Consider the following 15,353-nt stretch of genomic DNA (forward strand, 5'->3'; position numbering starts at 1 on the left):
ATGAGGGAACTTTGATATACTACAGACAGAGGCGGTATCGAGGATGCAATCGAGCTGCACTCTGATCTGTGACAGCGAGGGATACAACATGTGGAACACCTTCATAACTGTTATGCCGGTTACGTTGGATTCTGCTCTGAGCCGAAAGGACCGAGACAGAAGGGACGATCGCAAGTGACTCTTTTTTGCCTTTCGGACCTTTTTAGCTGTAATGCTAAAAGGTTTTTTTGTTGTGCTGACAAACGATGAAAGGAGCTCATGTCACATGGCAGGCAAACAGCCGCTTAATATTGTGAAAATGAAAAAAATGAAGCAGGATGGCGTGCCGATCAGCATGCTTACTGCCTATGATTATCCTTCGGCCCGGTTGGCCGAAGAGGCGGACATCGACATGATTCTGGTCGGGGATTCACTCGGCAACGTGGTGCTCGGTTACGACTCCACCATCCCGGTGACCCTGGATGATATGGTATATCACACCCGCTCCGTCGCGCGCGGGGCTGAGCATACGTTTATTGTGGCAGATATGCCGTTTATGACATACCACGGCAGTGTGGACGAGAGTCTCAAAGGCGTGCGCCGCCTCATGCAGGAAGGCCACGCACATGCCGTGAAGCTGGAGGGAGGCGCGGAGATCGCCGACACGGTCAGACGGATCGTGCAGGCGGGCGTGCCGGTGCTCGGTCATATTGGATTGACGCCGCAGTCGGTTAATCAGATCGGCGGCTACCGGGTTCAGGGCAAGGATCAGGCGGACGCCGAGCGACTGATGAGGGATGCGAAGGCGCTTGAAGAGGCCGGGGCGTTCGCTGTCGTGCTGGAGCTGGTAACGGAGGAGAGTGCGGCGGAGATTACGCAGGCGCTCAGCATCCCTACAATCGGGATCGGCGCTGGCCGCTATTGCGATGGTCAGGTGCTTGTATACCATGATATTTTGAAATACGCCTCCCCTTACCGGGAGAAGCGCTTTGTGAAAACCTATGCCGATATAGGCACGGCCGTTCGGGAGGGCATTGCCCAGTACGTGAGGGAAGTGAAGGAGCGCGCGTTCCCGGCAGAGGAGCATATCTTCACTACTGCTCAAAAAACGGCTGCTGCCGGCCCTGTATATGGCAGCGGGAAGGAAAAGGTGCCAGGTTCATGAAAGTGATACGCACAATAGAGGAGCTGCGTTCCGAGCTTCGCGAACGCACACGTTCCGGACACGAGCCGGTCGGGCTCGTCCCGACGATGGGATATTTGCACGAAGGTCATGCGAGCCTGATGCGCAAAGCCCGTGAAATGACGCAGACGGTCGTTCTCAGCATTTTTGTCAATCCGATCCAATTCGGGCCGGGCGAGGACTATGAGACCTATCCGCGTGATGAAGCCAGGGATCTTGAGCTGGCTCGTGCTGAGGGGGTGGACATCGTCTTCATTCCAACGGTAGAGGTGATGTATCCCCAGCCGATCAAAACGAAGGTAAGCGTGGCTGACATTACATCGCTGCTGTGCGGCGCATCCCGCCCGGGGCATTTTGACGGTGTGACGACCGTCGTAAGCAAGCTGTTTCATATCGTCAAGCCGGATTACGCCTTCTTCGGGATGAAGGATGCGCAGCAGGTGGCGGTCATTGAACAGATGGTCAGGGATCTAAGCATGGACATTACCATTGTTCCTTGTCCGATCGTCCGCGAGGCGGACGGCCTGGCGCTTAGCTCCCGCAACGTTTATCTGAAGCCGGAGGAAAGAAGACAGGCGCTTGTACTGTCCCGCTCGCTTCAGAAGGCGCGTGAGGCGATTGCAAGCGGCCAGGCGGAAACGGCCGGGCAGATCCGGCAGCTCCTTCGGGATACGATTTCCGAAGCTCCGCTGGCCGATATCGATTATGTGGAAGCTGCGGTATTTCCGGAGCTTGATCCACTGCAGGACGAAGACAAAATAAGTGACGCCGAGGGACGGGTGCTGCTTGCGCTGGCTGTCCGGTTCGGCAGAACACGATTGATTGATAATACGCTGATCTGAGCGAAAAGGGGTGGAAAGAGTTATGTTTAGAACGATGATGAAATCGAAAATTCATCGCGCAACGGTTACGGAAGCGAACCTGAATTATGTCGGCAGCATCACCATTGATGAAGATTTGATGGATGCGGCTGATCTGCTGGAGAATGAAAAAGTCCAGATCGTAAATAATAACAACGGTGCCCGTCTGGAGACTTATGTGATTAAAGGCGAGCGCGGCAGCGGCGTCATCTGCCTGAACGGAGCCGCGGCCCGCCTCGTTCAGCCTGGCGATAATGTCATCATCATATCTTATGCCATGATGTCCAAGGAAGAATATACCAACCACAAGCCTACAGTCGTGATTGTGGATGCTGATAACAAGCCGGTGACCGCTGATTACCACGAGGTGCACGCAACGGTTCTCTAAAGAGCCAAAATGTAACGGATGGCCAAACGGATGAAAAGCACGGGTTCTACAGAAAATGAGATCAGGTCGTCGCACTGATCTCATTTTTTACGCTAAGGGTGGGATGCACGCTATGTTTCAACATGTATTCGCTGAAATGAACAACATGTTAGATGAAATTGTGAAGCATTACCCTTCTGCCAATGGTCCCCAAAAGCAGGCGCTGATCCAAAACTGGAACATGCTGAAAAACATGAGCGAAGGCATCATTGAAGAATGGCTGCATTTTGAAGAAAAGATGGCCATTTTTCGCGAAAGTGCGATCTCGCCTCCTGTTTTTCCGTCGACCGAAGCGCCGGAGCTCCAGCTGGACGAATTCGTCCGCGGTCAAGGTTATTACAAGCTGCTGATGTTTCGTCCGGCCATTGCACAATTTGAGCTGGCTGCCGCGATTTATCCGGACAGTCTCCTGATCCGGCTCTACATCGCCATGTCCTATCTTCATCTGGGCGACACGTCCAGGGCGTTCGAGGGGCTCAAGTCGCTGTTGCCCCTTGCCGACGACAAGCGTCTGAAAGCGATGATTTACAACGCTCTCGGCTGCGTCCAGGCCCTGAATGGTTGTACAGACAAAGCGGAAGAATACTTTGCGCTGGCGATCCACAGCGATCCGACCCTGCCGGATCCGCTGATCAACCTGGAGGTATGCCACAAGAAGGGCGGCGAGCTGCAGTACGGAAGTCAGCTGATTTCGCTGCTGTAACCCCATATTCTGCACAAGGAAGCGATGCCAAGGAGACATGGAAGCCATGCCTTTGGCATCGTTTTTCATATCCGTGGAATGTTCAAAAACCCAAACTTCTGTTATGCTGAATATTAGTCTGGAAGAAAGGGATTTATACGAACATGAAATTTGCCGTATTGGATTTTGAAACTACGGGCAACCAGTCTGCCGATGAGATCATTCAGGTAGGGCTGGCCATCATAGAAGAAGATCGAAGCATATCCCGCGTGTACGGCACGTACGTCAATCCCGGGATACCGATCCCGCCTTTTATTACCAGTTTGACAGGCATCACGGACAGCGACGTTGCCGATGCTCCAGAGCTGGAGGATATGATGATGGAGCTGGTGCCGATGCTGGACGATGTCGTGCTGGTCGGCCATAACGTGGCATTCGATTTCAACTTTTTGCAAAATGCGCTGGACCGCTGCGGATATTTGCCGTATAGCGGACGCATTCTGGATACGATGCATTTCTTGAAAATTTGCTTTCCGTCGTTGCCTTCGTATCAGCTCGGGATGGTGGCCTCGCATTTCGGCCTGGAGCATGACCGGCCGCATCAGGCGGACAGCGATGCACTTGCGACCGCGCAGGTGCTGCTGAAATGCCTGGAGGAGATCGATGATCTTCCGCTGCTGACGATCCAGCGGCTGAGCGATTTGTTTGCCGATGAGGACAGCGATCTGGCCTGGTTTTTTGACGGCATCCGTACGGAGCGGGAGCATCAGTCGATTCAGGACCTGGATACGTATACCTATTTCAGGCAGTTCGCACTTGCTGTGGATGACTGGACGGAGATCGCGCCAGTGCGGAATGAAGAGGAACCGAATCCGCTCGCCAGTGTCAGCTTTGATGAATATATGGAGCAGGTGCGCGGGCGTCTGCGGGACATTTTGCCACAGTACGAAACCCGGGAAGCGCAGGATATCATGATTGGTGAAGTGGTGAAAGCGCTGGACGAGGACAAGCACCTGCTGATCGAGGCAGGAACAGGAACGGGCAAGTCGCTCGGATATTTGCTGCCCTCCATCTATCAGAGCGTCAAGCAGGAGCAGAGGGTGATGGTGAGCACGCATACGATCAACCTGCAGGAGCAGTTAAGAGAGCGTGACATCCCACTGTTGACCAAGGCTGTTCCCTTCCCGTTCAAGGCTGCTGTCTTTAAGGGCAGGGGGCATTATTTGTGTTTGAGAAAATTTGAACATAAAATAAATAGAAGAGACTTCCATACGCCGAAGGAGGATGTCATCACCGCCGCACAGATGATCGTCTGGCTGACGCAAACGGAAAGCGGCGACGATGAAGAGCTTAATCTGGGAGGACGCGGGGGAGATTTCTGGGATACGGTGGCCAGCGATTCGGACTCTTGTCTCGGACGCGCCTGCCCGTGGTTCAGGAAATGCTTCTACCACCGGGCGAAGCATGAAGCCGGGCTGGCAGATGTCGTCATCACGAATCACTCCAAGCTGTTCACGGATGTGAAAGCGAATCATCAGCTGCTCCCGTCCTATGATCGTCTGGTTATCGACGAGGCGCATCATCTGGAGGATGTGGCCGGTAAGCATCTGGGCTTGTCGATGAAGTATTTTACCGTCACGCACACCCTCACCCGCTTGTACAAGGACAGCCGCAACGGGCAGCTGCCGGCTCTGCGCCAGATGCTCTCGGCCTCGGCCGAGGAGAAAGCGACCCAATGGATTGGCGTCATCGACCGCTTGTATCCGGATCTGATTACGGTGAAAGAGAACTGGGACCGGCTGAACGAGCTGCTGTTCGGACTGATTCCGGACCGGGGGGATTCAGGCGAGTCGGGGCAGCTAACCATGCGCCTTTCCCCTGTCAAAAAGCCCAAGGATTGGGATAGTTTGGCCGAGATTGAGCGTCAGATTTATGTCACGCTGGGCGAATGTATTCGCAAAGGCGAGCAGCTTGCAGCTGAAATCAAGGAAGAGCTGGACGACTATGGCGCGGACAGTCTCATTACCGACATCACCGGCTTATTCAAGGATCTCGCTTCTCACCGTGAAGGGCTGCACCAGTTTATGGCTTTGGATAATGAAGGTATCGTATACTGGATGGAGGCAAGCTCGAATTTCAAGAGCAAGTCGCTTCAGATGTATGCCGTTCCGGTGGATGTCAGCGCGCAGCTGAAAGAGCTGTTTTTTGATAAAAAGCGGAGTGTCATTCTGACCTCGGCCACGCTGTCGGTAGATAAATCGTTTCAATTCATGATCGACAGCCTCGGTCTTCAGGAAGCAGCTGAAGAAGGGCAGCTGCATACGGTTCAACTGCCTTCGCCGTTTAACTACCGGGAGCAGGCGCTGCTTGTGATTCCGCGGGATTTCCCAAGCGTGAAGGGGACGGTGGGCGATCCGAAATTTGTGGATACGCTCGTTCAATCGCTGGCGCAAACGGCAGAGGCGACGAAAGGGCGGATGCTGGTGCTGTTCACTTCTTACCGCATGCTGCGTCAAGTGTACGAGCCCTTGAAGGAGGCGCTCTCCTCAAGCGAGATCGCTGTGCTGGGACAAGGGGTTGACGGGGGAAGCCGGACCAAGCTGATTCGCCGCTTTCAGGACAGCAGTGCATCTGTGCTGCTTGGCACAAGCTCGTTCTGGGAAGGGGTCGATGTTCCGGGCGAAGCCTTGACCTGCCTTGCGATCGTACGTTTGCCGTTTCAGCCGCCGAGCCATCCGCTGGTGGAAGCCAAGAGCGAACTGCTTCAGCAGCAGAAGAAGAACCCTTTTATGAAGCTGTCTGTGCCGCAGGCGGTCATCCGCTTTAAGCAGGGCTTCGGCCGGCTCGTACGGACCGCGCAGGACAAGGGAATCGTGATCGTCTTTGACACGCGTGTGATCGAATCCTACTACGGGAAATATTTCTTGTACTCGCTGCCGGGCCCGAAGATGGAGCATATGCCGACCGATCAGATGGTGCCGAGAATTGCCGAGTGGCTGAATCATAACAAGAAGAATGAAATCACCAATGACGAATCGTTATTACAATAGGAGCAAGCCGCAACATTTAATAGCCTGTTAATAGGGGGAGCATGCATGAAATCGGATAAAATTTCAGAGGCTGTCGTTCGCAGATTGCCAGTATATCTGCGATACTTGAATGAGCTTCACAAACGGGAGGTTACAACGGTATCCTCCCAAGAGCTGGGGCAGAAGCTCGACTTGAACCCGGCGCAGATCCGTAAGGATCTGGCGTATTTCGGCGATTTTGGCCGCAAGGGCATCGGTTATGATGTTTCTTATCTGATTGAGAAGATTCGCCAGATTCTGAAGCTGGACCAGAGAATTAATGTCGCGCTGGTCGGGGCAGGTAATCTCGGACATGCGCTATCCAATTACAATGCATTTCTTAAGGATAATATGAAAATCGTAGCCGTCTTCGATGCGCATCCGGCGAAAATCGGAACGAGCATCAACAATTTGACGGTGCAGCCGATGGAAGAGCTTGAGCGTACCGTGCGCGACAATGCGATCCGGATCGGGATCATTACCGTTCCGGATTTTGAGGCCCAGAATGTGGCGAACCAGCTGATTTCCGCCGGCATTGAGGCCATATTGAATTTTGCGCCTATTATTTTGAAAGCACCGGCACATATCCGAATCCATACGGCAGACTTTACGACAGACCTGCAAAGTCTGGCCTACTATTTGGATAACGGGAAGGAGGAATCGGCTCATGAAGAAACACAAGTGGATGGTTGAGAACGGCACCTTTGCTGTGTTAGAAGGCAACCAGTCGGTTATCAAGGGCTACATGGTGGTTGAGGATGACCGGATTACGTATATAGGGGAACAAAAACCGCAGATCGAGGAGCCGATCGAGATCATTGACGGAACCCATCTGCTGTTCCTGCCGGGACTGGTGAATACGCACGGCCATGCGGCGATGTCACTGCTCCGGGGCTACGGCGATGATCTGGCCCTGCAGGTATGGCTGCAGGAGAAGATGTGGCCGATGGAAGCCAAGATGAAGGCAGAGGACATTTATTGGGGAGCTTCCCTGTCAGTAGTCGAAATGCTGAAGGGCGGAACGACGGCTTTCGTTGATATGTACGATCATATGGATCAAGTCGCTTCGATTGTGGACCAGTCGGGAATGCGCGGCGTGCTAATGCGCGGCGTGATCGGCCTCTGTCCCCCTGAAGAGCAGCGTCAGAAGCTGAATGAAGCGATTGCGTTTGCGAAGGCGTGGCATGGGAAGGCCGATGGCCGCATCACATCGATGATGTCGCCGCATGCACCGTATACATGTCCACCGGAGCTGATCGAGATGTTTGTGCAGGCTTCTGAGGATCTAGATTTGCCGCTGCATACGCATATGTCGGAGACAAAAGCCGAAGTTCAGCAAAATGTGGATGATTACGGGCTCCGCCCGGTCGCGCATCTGGAGCGGCTCGGAGTATTCTCCCGACCGACACTGCTGGCGCATGCAGTTCATCTGACAGATGAGGAGATTGACATTCTTGCCAAGCACAACGTCGCGATCTCGCATAATCCGGGAAGCAACCTGAAGCTGGCAAGCGGCGTCGCGCGTGTCCCTGAACTGCTCAAGGCGGGCGTCACCGTCTCTCTCGGCACGGATGGTCCGGCGAGCAACAACAATCTGGACATGTTCGAAGAAATGCGGCTGGCTGCCCTCATTCATAAAGGGGTGAGCGGTGACCCGACAGCTGTACCGGCATCGGAAGCGCTGCGCATGGGTACGGAATATGGCGCGAAGTCCGCCTTCTTGAATGAGGTGGGCAGACTTGAAGTAGGCATGAAGGCTGACATGATCGCTCTGAACACGGATCAGGCCCATTTCCTGCCCCATACTGATTTCATCTCGCATGTCGTTTATTCGGCAAGCGCTAAAGATGTTGAGCATGTATGGGTGGACGGCAAACAGCTGGTTAAGAACGGGGAATGCCTCACCGTGGATGAGGAGCGCATTCGCCGTGAAGCCCAGCGCACGTTCGAGCGTCTGACGGCGCAGTAAGCATATTGACGTGGGAGCGGGGATGGCGGATTGAAAAAACGAACCAAGTGGATATGGCTGAGTGTATCCGGCGTATTGCTGCTGCTGTTAGGCATTCAAATCTATTATTCTTATGTGATGACAGATTCATGGAATGAGGAAAGACTGGCCATTGGTGCGGCCAGACAGTATGGGAACCTGGTGACGGCGGACAAATCATACAAGTCGGTATGGGGCGAAGATAATACATACTGGGTTGTTACCGGTCAGGGGCCGGATCAGCAGGAGCTGATCGTCTGGGTCAAATTCACCGAGGATAATGTGCCTGTGGAAGGTGCGGAGGGTGTTCATGCCGAGCCTTTGAGCAGCGGGTTGTCCGAAGAGCAGATGCGGGCGCAAATCCTCCAGGAAATGCCGAATGCCGTCATTAAACGATTGGTGCCCGGCATGTATGAAGGGGAGTACGCCTGGCAGCTGTTGTATGAGAATAGCGGCCAGATCGGCTACCGATTCTATCGCTTTCAGGACGGCAATCAGATCGGAAACGACATTATTTTGCCGAACCAGTAACACAAATGGCAGTGAAATCGGATGAATATGAAAGATCTGCGCCGATGTAAGATCGCGGGTGTAACGTTATCCGGTATTTTTTACAACATAAAAAGGTCGAAAACAGTGCGCTCACGCTGTTTTCGACCTTTTTGTATTGGCATTGTGTACGAATTTCTGCAGAAGTTTATAATATATTCACAGGTTTATATGAAAAAGTATATAAAATGTGATATACTCTAATCTGTACTTAAAAGTATATTGTTGATATTTCGTTGTTTTGTGCTCTCGTATATATTGAAAGATATCACATTTTATATAGAAAGATAGAAGGAGGAACTTCATGAAACTACGTATTGTTCCTATTGCATTGACGGTTGTTCTGTCGTCAGTGGTCCTCTTCGGCGGTTGGTTTCTATATCAGAAGTTGGCGGTTCAAAGCCCGCTTCACCAAATTGTCTCTACGTATGATGGCGTGAAGAACGCTCATATTGATATTAAACAGGATACGGTGAACTTGAAACTGGATTTGGAGCCGGACACGAATCTTCAAGGCCTCGTTCAGAAAATCCAGCAAGAAGGAACATCCGTGATCGGGAGTAAAGAATTAAAGATCGACGTGGAGGATCATTCCTCCGAGGAACTGAATGAATGGTGGGATCGTGCGATGCTTTCGGTCGCGGAGGCGATGGATAACAGGCAGTATACGGGAATCCAGACTTCGCTGGAACAGCTCGCCCAGGCTTCGCCGCATTTGCAGGCGAAGGCTTCCATTGATGATAAGAATGTATATGTAAGTCTGTCCGACGGCAAGTCGGCCAAATTTATTATCCTTCCAAGACAGGGCGGTCAGATGGGGGTGTGGAACCATGTCTAAGCTAGCTAAGGAAATTGTCATCGGGTTTATCCCCGTCCTTATTGTGTTTCTGGCTTATATCGGCGTGAACATCGTTCCGCTGCTTATTGCAGGCGCGCTGATCGGAGGGCTGCTGCTGGTGGCCAAGCTGAAAGGCGGCATCGCTGTGGGCGCTGGTCAGGAGCGCAAACGGAAGAAAAGCGGGCCGGCCAAGCTGACCTTTGAAGAGATCGGCGGGCAGGACAATGCCAAGCAGGAGCTGCGCGAGGCGCTCGATTTTCTGATTCGGCATGAAGATATTAAGAAATTCGGCATTCGCCCCTTGAAGGGCATTTTGCTGACAGGGCCTCCGGGAACAGGAAAAACGCTGATGGCCAAGGCGGCGGCGCATTATACCAACTCCGTGTTTGTAGCAGCATCAGGCAGTGAGTTTGTTGAAATGTATGTCGGTGTAGGTGCCGGGCGAATCCGGGATTTGTTCAAGGATGCTCGTAACCGAGCGGCAAAAGAAAACAAGCAGAACGCGATCATCTTCATCGACGAAATTGATGTGATCGGCGGCAAGCGTGAAGGCGGACAGCAGCGTGAATATGACCAGACGCTGAACCAGCTGCTGACCGAGATGGACGGTATCTATTCCCAGGACACCCCGCGGATTCTTGTCATTGCAGCGACGAACCGGAAAGAAATGCTCGATAGCGCGCTTCTTCGTCCCGGCAGGTTCGACCGACTAATCCAGGTGGACCTCCCGGATAAAAAGGGCAGAGCGCATATTTTGAGGCTGCATGCGGATAACAAGCCGCTCGCACCGGATGTCGATCTGGACAAAATCGCGGAGGAAACGTACGGATTCTCCGGCGCACAGCTCGAAAGCGTCATGAATGAAGCGGCGATCTATACGATGCGTGAGGAAGCCAGCATGATCACACAGCGCCATCTGTCCATGTCCATTGATAAAGTGATGATGGGCGAGCGCTCTGACCGGGAGTCGAATACCGAAGAGAAGCGGCGGGTGGCTATCCATGAGCTTGGACATGCCATCATGGCAGAGCTGGTTCGTCCGGGAAGCGTGAAGCAGGTTGCGCTCAGCCCGCGCGGCAAGGCGCTCGGCTATGTGCGGCACAATCCGCAGCAGGAGCAGTACTTGTATACCAGGACATTCCTGGAAGAGCAGATCATGATTGCGCTTGGCGGGGCAGCTGCCGAAGAAATCTATTACGGCGGGCGCAGTACCGGCTCTAGCAATGACTTTGAACAGTCGCTGAACATCGTGGAGACGATGATGAAATCGGGCCTCACTTCGCTCGGCATTATCAATATGAATATGGTGACGACTGAGGAGCTCATGAGAGAGAACAATAAGATTTTGGAAGCGTTGATGGGCCGCACGAAACAGATGCTAGAACAAAATCGGCCGATTTTCGACAACTCACTTGATATCCTGATGAAGGAGGAACTTCTCTCCGGGGAACAATTCCGTTGTCAATTTCGTGAAAATACAATTTTACCAGCATAAAATGTTATGCTGGTTATTTTTTTTTACTTTTTTCTCGTGCTAAGATATTATTATAGTTTGTCGTCTAATAGTATGTATTTTTCGACAAATAGGGGTACAATAGAGCAAGAGATACAGAAAGGATGGAGAGAACAACCATGCATTTCAAAAAAATCGGCGTCATCGGCGGCGGAACCATGGGGCAAGGAATTGCCGAAATGTTAGCTGCCAAGGGGCTTGACGTGCTGCTGGTGGAGAAAACACCGGAGAGACTGGACTATTCGTATAGCATGATCGAAACCAGCCTCGATAAGCAGCTCGAGAAGTGGGGAATTACACAGGCGGAGAAGAAGCTTATTCTTAGCCGCATCCAGAAGGTGACACATTTTGCAGAGCTCAGCTCCTGTGATATGGTCATCGAAACGATCATCGAGGATCTGGATGCGAAGAAGAAAGTATTCGAGAAGCTGGATGAAGTATGCCCGAGCCATATTATACTCGCCAGCAACACCTCCACGCTCAGCTTGACCGAGCTTGCAAGCTCGACCAAGTATCCGGAGCGTGTCATTGGCATGCACTTTATTCACCCTGTATCCAAAGTAGATTTGGTTGAAATTATTCGGGGTCTTAAAACTTCAGATCATACATTTACAGAAACGAAGCATTTCGTTGAAGAAATTACAAATAAAAAAGGGATTATGGTATACGAATCCCCAGGCTTTGTCACAACGAGAATGATCACGCTCTTGATCAATGAAGCGATGCATCTGCTTCAGGAGGGCGTAGCTTCGGCCGAGGATATCGATGATGCCATGAGAATCGGTTACAACTTCCAGCACGGCCCGCTCGAAATGGCAGACCGCTTCGGTCTGGATTCCATTCTCGCAGCGCTGGAACGCATGTTCCGCGAGTACGGGGAGCTGAAATACCGTCCGTCCATCGTGCTCAAGAAGATGGTGCGCGCGGGACAGCTCGGCGTGAAGACGGGAGAGGGCTTTTTCAAGTACGACAAGGATGGTGACCGCATATGAACATTCTCGTAATTAATGCCGGCAGCTCGTCGCTGAAATACCAGCTGTATAATATGAGCGATGAATCCGTATTGGCCAAAGGACTTGTAGAACGCATCGGTATGGACTCCTCCATTCTTACGCATAAACCGACTGGCAAGCAGGAAGTAACCGAAGTCAGCGAAATTTTGGAGCACACTACGGCGATCCGTAAGGTTCTTGGCATGCTTACAGATGCAGAGCATGGCGTCATCAGCACAATTCATGACATTCAGGCAGTAGGACACCGCGTCGTGCACGGGGGCGAATCCTTTAAGGAATCGGCGCTTGTGAACAGTGAGGCCAAGTCGGAAATTCGTCGTCTGTTCGATCTTGCGCCACTGCATAACCCGGCTTCGATGATGGGGATTCAAGCGGCAGAGACCAACATGCCAGGCATTCCGCAGGTCGTTGTCTTTGATACGGCGTTCCATCAGACGATGCCTGAAAAATCTTATCTGTACGCTATTCCTAGAGTTCTTTATAATAAGTATAAGGTGCGTCGCTATGGCGCTCACGGCACCTCCCATGCTTATGTCAGTCAGGCGGCTGCAGAGTTTCTGAACCGTCCGATCGAGGATTTGAAAATTATCACCTGCCATATCGGCAACGGCGCTTCGCTTACTGCGGTACAGGGCGGAAAATCGGTGGACACATCGATGGGTATGACGCCGCTTGAAGGCCTGATGATGGGAACGCGCAGCGGTGATCTGGATCCGGCGATCGTGCCATACGTGATGAACAAGGAAGAGCTGACGGTCAACGAGGTGAACTCGATGCTGAACAAGCATAGCGGTCTTCTCGCCATTTCCGGTGTCAGCAGCGATATGCGCGAAATTACGGAGGGCATGGAGAAGGGTGAGCCGAATTCGACTTTGGCATTCGATATGTACGAATACCGCCTCCGGAAATACATTGGCTCCTATGCAGCAGCCATGAACGGCGTGGATGTGATCGTGTTCACCGCCGGCGTAGGCGAGAACTCGATTGTGTTGCGTCAGCGCGTGCTGGAGCAGCTTACCTATCTTGGCGTAGAACTGGATGAGGAATTGAACAAAATTCGCTCCGGCGATCCGCGCCGTATTTCCACAGCGAACTCCAAAGTGGAGGTGCTGGTGATCCCGACAAACGAAGAGTTGGTCATTGCAAGGGATACGCATCGCATCGTACAAGCTTCACAGCTTGAAAAGTAGTGATATAAGGGAGAGATTATAGCATGGCGACCAAAAGTGTGATTCGTCACGTGAGCCAGCACGTCGGTCAGAGCGTAACCATCGGCGCCTGGATCAACAACAAACGTTCCAGCGGAAAAATTCAATTTTTGCAGCTGCGGGACGGAACGGGATACATCCAGGGCGTAGTGGTCAAAAGTGAAGTGCCCGAGCAGGTATGGAATGATGCCAAAAGCTTGACCCAGGAGAGCTCTTTGTATGTGACCGGCGTCATACGTGAGGAACCGCGCAGCCAATCCGGGTATGAAATGACCGTGACCGGAATTGAAATTATTCATCTTACAGAGAACTATCCGATTACGCCGAAGGAGCACGGTGTTGATTTTCTGATGGACCATCGTCATCTGTGGCTCCGTTCGCAGAAGCAGCGGGCGATTATGGTGATCCGTGCGGAAATCATTCGCGCAGTGCAGGAATATTTCGATACGAACGGCTTCACGCTGGTTGACCCGCCGATTCTGACGCCAACGTCCGCGGAGGGCACGACGAATCTGTTCCACACCAAATATTTTGAAGAGGATGCCTATCTGACCCAGAGCGGCCAGCTGTACCTTGAGGCTGCAGCCATGGCGCTCGGTAAAGTGTATTCCTTCGGTCCGACGTTCCGGGCTGAAAAGTCCAAAACTCGCCGCCACCTGATCGAGTTCTGGATGATTGAGCCGGAGATGGCCTTCACAGACCATGAGGAGAGCCTTCAGGTGCAGGAGCAGTTTATTACGCATGTCGTTCAATCGGTCGTTAAAAACTGCCGTCAGGAGCTGGAGACCATCGGTCGCGATATCTCCAAGCTGGAGGCGATTTCGGCTCCGTTCCCGCGGATTACGTATGACGAAGCGATTGAGTTCCTGAACTCGAAAGGCTTTGACGTTCCATGGGGCGAGGACTTTGGTGCTCCGCATGAGACGGCGATTGCTGAAAATTATGACAAGCCGGTATTCATTACCCATTATCCGGCTAGCATCAAAGCATTCTATATGAAGCCGGATCCGAATCGTCCGGAGGTCGTACTGTGCGCCGATATGATCGCGCCAGAGGGCTACGGGGAGATTATCGGAGGATCGCAGCGGATCGATGATCCTGAGCTGCTGGAGGAGCGGTTCAAGGAGCATGAGCTGTCTATGGATACCTATCAGTGGTATATGGACATTCGCAGATACGGCTCTGTTCCGCATTCCGGCTTCGGGCTCGGACTTGAGCGTACCGTAGCCTGGATTTGCGGCTTGGAGCATGTGCGCGAAACGATTCCGTTCCCGCGGATGCTGTACCGGTTGTACCCGTAACCGTGAGAGGTGAGTCTATGGACCGCAGCGACTTGGCGGCAGGAATGGCTGCCGGCATGAGCCAGCGAATGGCTGTGCTGCCATACGCTTTTCTCCGACATTATCGCTCTCTCGGGATCAGCGATCGTGAAGCGATGCTGCTCATCCACCTGATCGGATATCAACAGGTGGAATACAACGAATTTCCTTCGATTGAAGAGCTGCAGCAGGTCACTGGCGTTTCGCCGGAGACGATCGCGGCAAGCTTGCAGCGATTGATCAAGGAAGGGCTGCTCGGCATCGACGAGTATGTGGACGAAGAGCAGGGGATTCACTATGAGCGCTACAACCTGAACCAGTTATACGAGAAGCTAGCGGCACGCCTGTCGGAGGAAGCTGAGGGGCCATCAGGCCGCGGCAAGGTTCGTTCTGCTCCATCAGCCAGGTCCCGGAATGAATTGCGGGAAACGGCTGCTTCCCTCGCGGCTCCGGTGAAGGAAGAGCGGAATCTGTTTACGATTTTTGAGAAAGAATTCGGCCGGCCGTTATCCCCGATGGAGCTGGAGACAATCTCCGGCTGGGTCGATGAGGATCGTTATCCGGACGAGCTTATTCTGCTTGCTTTGAAGGAAGCGGTATTTGCCGGAAAGCTTCATTTTCGTTATATTGATAGAATTCTGCTGGAATGGAGCCGTAATCGCGTACGCACCGTCCAGGATGCCAAAGCGTATACGCAAAAATTCAGAGGCAGATCATAATGACGGAC

At 52.6% G+C, this 15,353-nt stretch carries 14 protein-coding genes; all 14 read left to right on the forward strand.

Annotation, left to right across the window (positions count from 1 at the left end; translation table 11 throughout):
- The first annotated feature begins 265 nt into the window (after window positions 1-265).
- Window positions 266-1,144: a 3-methyl-2-oxobutanoate hydroxymethyltransferase gene (panB, locus tag CHH75_RS10240; protein ID WP_095398072.1), complete on the forward strand. Its 879-nt coding sequence runs from the start codon at window positions 266-268 to the stop codon at window positions 1,142-1,144.
- On the forward strand, window positions 1,141-2,004 hold the full coding sequence (gene panC / locus CHH75_RS10245) for a pantoate--beta-alanine ligase (RefSeq protein ID WP_095398073.1): 864 nt from the start codon (window positions 1,141-1,143) through the stop codon (window positions 2,002-2,004). Before panB ends, panC begins: the two co-directional genes overlap by 4 nt.
- A 22-nt stretch (window positions 2,005-2,026) precedes the next feature.
- A complete protein-coding gene (gene panD / locus CHH75_RS10250; protein ID WP_095263547.1) occupies window positions 2,027-2,410 on the forward strand; it encodes an aspartate 1-decarboxylase in 384 nt (127 codons plus the stop codon).
- Between the two features lie 112 nt (window positions 2,411-2,522).
- Window positions 2,523-3,152, forward strand: a complete 630-nt coding sequence (locus CHH75_RS10255; RefSeq protein WP_095398074.1) for a tetratricopeptide repeat protein — start codon at window positions 2,523-2,525, stop codon at window positions 3,150-3,152.
- Window positions 3,153-3,295: 143 nt separating this feature from the next.
- A complete protein-coding gene (dinG, locus tag CHH75_RS10260) occupies window positions 3,296-6,181 on the forward strand; it encodes an ATP-dependent DNA helicase DinG (RefSeq protein WP_095263549.1) in 2,886 nt (961 codons plus the stop codon).
- A 45-nt stretch (window positions 6,182-6,226) separates the two neighbouring features.
- Window positions 6,227-6,892 carry a redox-sensing transcriptional repressor Rex gene (locus tag CHH75_RS10265; protein WP_095263550.1) on the forward strand — a complete coding sequence of 222 codons (666 nt, stop codon included), beginning with the start codon at window positions 6,227-6,229 and terminating at the stop codon, window positions 6,890-6,892.
- Window positions 6,867-8,168, forward strand: a complete 1,302-nt coding sequence (locus CHH75_RS10270; protein ID WP_095398075.1) for an amidohydrolase — start codon at window positions 6,867-6,869, stop codon at window positions 8,166-8,168. The genes CHH75_RS10265 and CHH75_RS10270 overlap by 26 nt, the downstream gene beginning before the upstream one ends.
- Window positions 8,169-8,198: 30 nt before the next feature.
- Window positions 8,199-8,717 carry a cell wall elongation regulator TseB-like domain-containing protein gene (locus tag CHH75_RS10275; protein WP_095263552.1) on the forward strand — a complete coding sequence of 173 codons (519 nt, stop codon included), beginning with the start codon at window positions 8,199-8,201 and terminating at the stop codon, window positions 8,715-8,717.
- A gap of 322 nt (window positions 8,718-9,039) precedes the next feature.
- Window positions 9,040-9,573 carry a hypothetical protein gene (locus CHH75_RS10280; protein ID WP_095398076.1) on the forward strand — a complete coding sequence of 178 codons (534 nt, stop codon included), beginning with the start codon at window positions 9,040-9,042 and terminating at the stop codon, window positions 9,571-9,573.
- A complete protein-coding gene (locus CHH75_RS10285) occupies window positions 9,566-11,068 on the forward strand; it encodes an AAA family ATPase (RefSeq protein ID WP_095263554.1) in 1,503 nt (500 codons plus the stop codon). The genes CHH75_RS10280 and CHH75_RS10285 overlap by 8 nt, the downstream gene beginning before the upstream one ends.
- A 137-nt stretch (window positions 11,069-11,205) precedes the next feature.
- Window positions 11,206-12,078: a 3-hydroxyacyl-CoA dehydrogenase family protein gene (locus CHH75_RS10290; protein ID WP_095263555.1), complete on the forward strand. Its 873-nt coding sequence runs from the start codon at window positions 11,206-11,208 to the stop codon at window positions 12,076-12,078.
- Window positions 12,075-13,289 (forward strand): acetate/propionate family kinase, encoded by a 1,215-nt coding sequence (locus CHH75_RS10295; protein WP_095263556.1) that lies wholly within the window; start codon window positions 12,075-12,077, stop codon window positions 13,287-13,289. The genes CHH75_RS10290 and CHH75_RS10295 overlap by 4 nt, the downstream gene beginning before the upstream one ends.
- 23 nt (window positions 13,290-13,312) lie before the next feature.
- Complete coding sequence (gene asnS, locus CHH75_RS10300; RefSeq protein WP_095263557.1) at window positions 13,313-14,608, forward strand: asparagine--tRNA ligase; 1,296 nt, start codon at window positions 13,313-13,315, stop codon at window positions 14,606-14,608.
- 17 nt (window positions 14,609-14,625) lie between these two features.
- Window positions 14,626-15,345 carry a DnaD domain-containing protein gene (locus CHH75_RS10305; RefSeq protein ID WP_095263558.1) on the forward strand — a complete coding sequence of 240 codons (720 nt, stop codon included), beginning with the start codon at window positions 14,626-14,628 and terminating at the stop codon, window positions 15,343-15,345.
- The last annotated feature ends 8 nt before the right edge of the window (window positions 15,346-15,353 follow it).

The sequence above is a fragment of the Paenibacillus sp. 7541 genome (assembly GCF_002276395.1).
Classification (GTDB): domain Bacteria; phylum Bacillota; class Bacilli; order Paenibacillales; family Paenibacillaceae; genus Paenibacillus_AQ; species Paenibacillus_AQ campinasensis.

Coding starts and splice junctions, on each gene's coding strand:
- panB (WP_095398072.1), top strand. CDS start 266: ATGGCAGGCAAACAGCCGCTTAATATTGTGAAAATGAAAAAAATGAAG.
- panC (WP_095398073.1), top strand. CDS start 1,141: ATGAAAGTGATACGCACAATAGAGGAGCTGCGTTCCGAGCTTCGCGAA.
- panD (WP_095263547.1), top strand. CDS start 2,027: ATGTTTAGAACGATGATGAAATCGAAAATTCATCGCGCAACGGTTACG.
- CHH75_RS10255 (WP_095398074.1), top strand. CDS start 2,523: ATGTTTCAACATGTATTCGCTGAAATGAACAACATGTTAGATGAAATT.
- dinG (WP_095263549.1), top strand. CDS start 3,296: ATGAAATTTGCCGTATTGGATTTTGAAACTACGGGCAACCAGTCTGCC.
- CHH75_RS10265 (WP_095263550.1), top strand. CDS start 6,227: ATGAAATCGGATAAAATTTCAGAGGCTGTCGTTCGCAGATTGCCAGTA.
- CHH75_RS10270 (WP_095398075.1), top strand. CDS start 6,867: ATGAAGAAACACAAGTGGATGGTTGAGAACGGCACCTTTGCTGTGTTA.
- CHH75_RS10280 (WP_095398076.1), top strand. CDS start 9,040: ATGAAACTACGTATTGTTCCTATTGCATTGACGGTTGTTCTGTCGTCA.
- CHH75_RS10285 (WP_095263554.1), top strand. CDS start 9,566: ATGTCTAAGCTAGCTAAGGAAATTGTCATCGGGTTTATCCCCGTCCTT.
- CHH75_RS10290 (WP_095263555.1), top strand. CDS start 11,206: ATGCATTTCAAAAAAATCGGCGTCATCGGCGGCGGAACCATGGGGCAA.
- CHH75_RS10295 (WP_095263556.1), top strand. CDS start 12,075: ATGAACATTCTCGTAATTAATGCCGGCAGCTCGTCGCTGAAATACCAG.
- asnS (WP_095263557.1), top strand. CDS start 13,313: ATGGCGACCAAAAGTGTGATTCGTCACGTGAGCCAGCACGTCGGTCAG.
- CHH75_RS10305 (WP_095263558.1), top strand. CDS start 14,626: ATGGACCGCAGCGACTTGGCGGCAGGAATGGCTGCCGGCATGAGCCAG.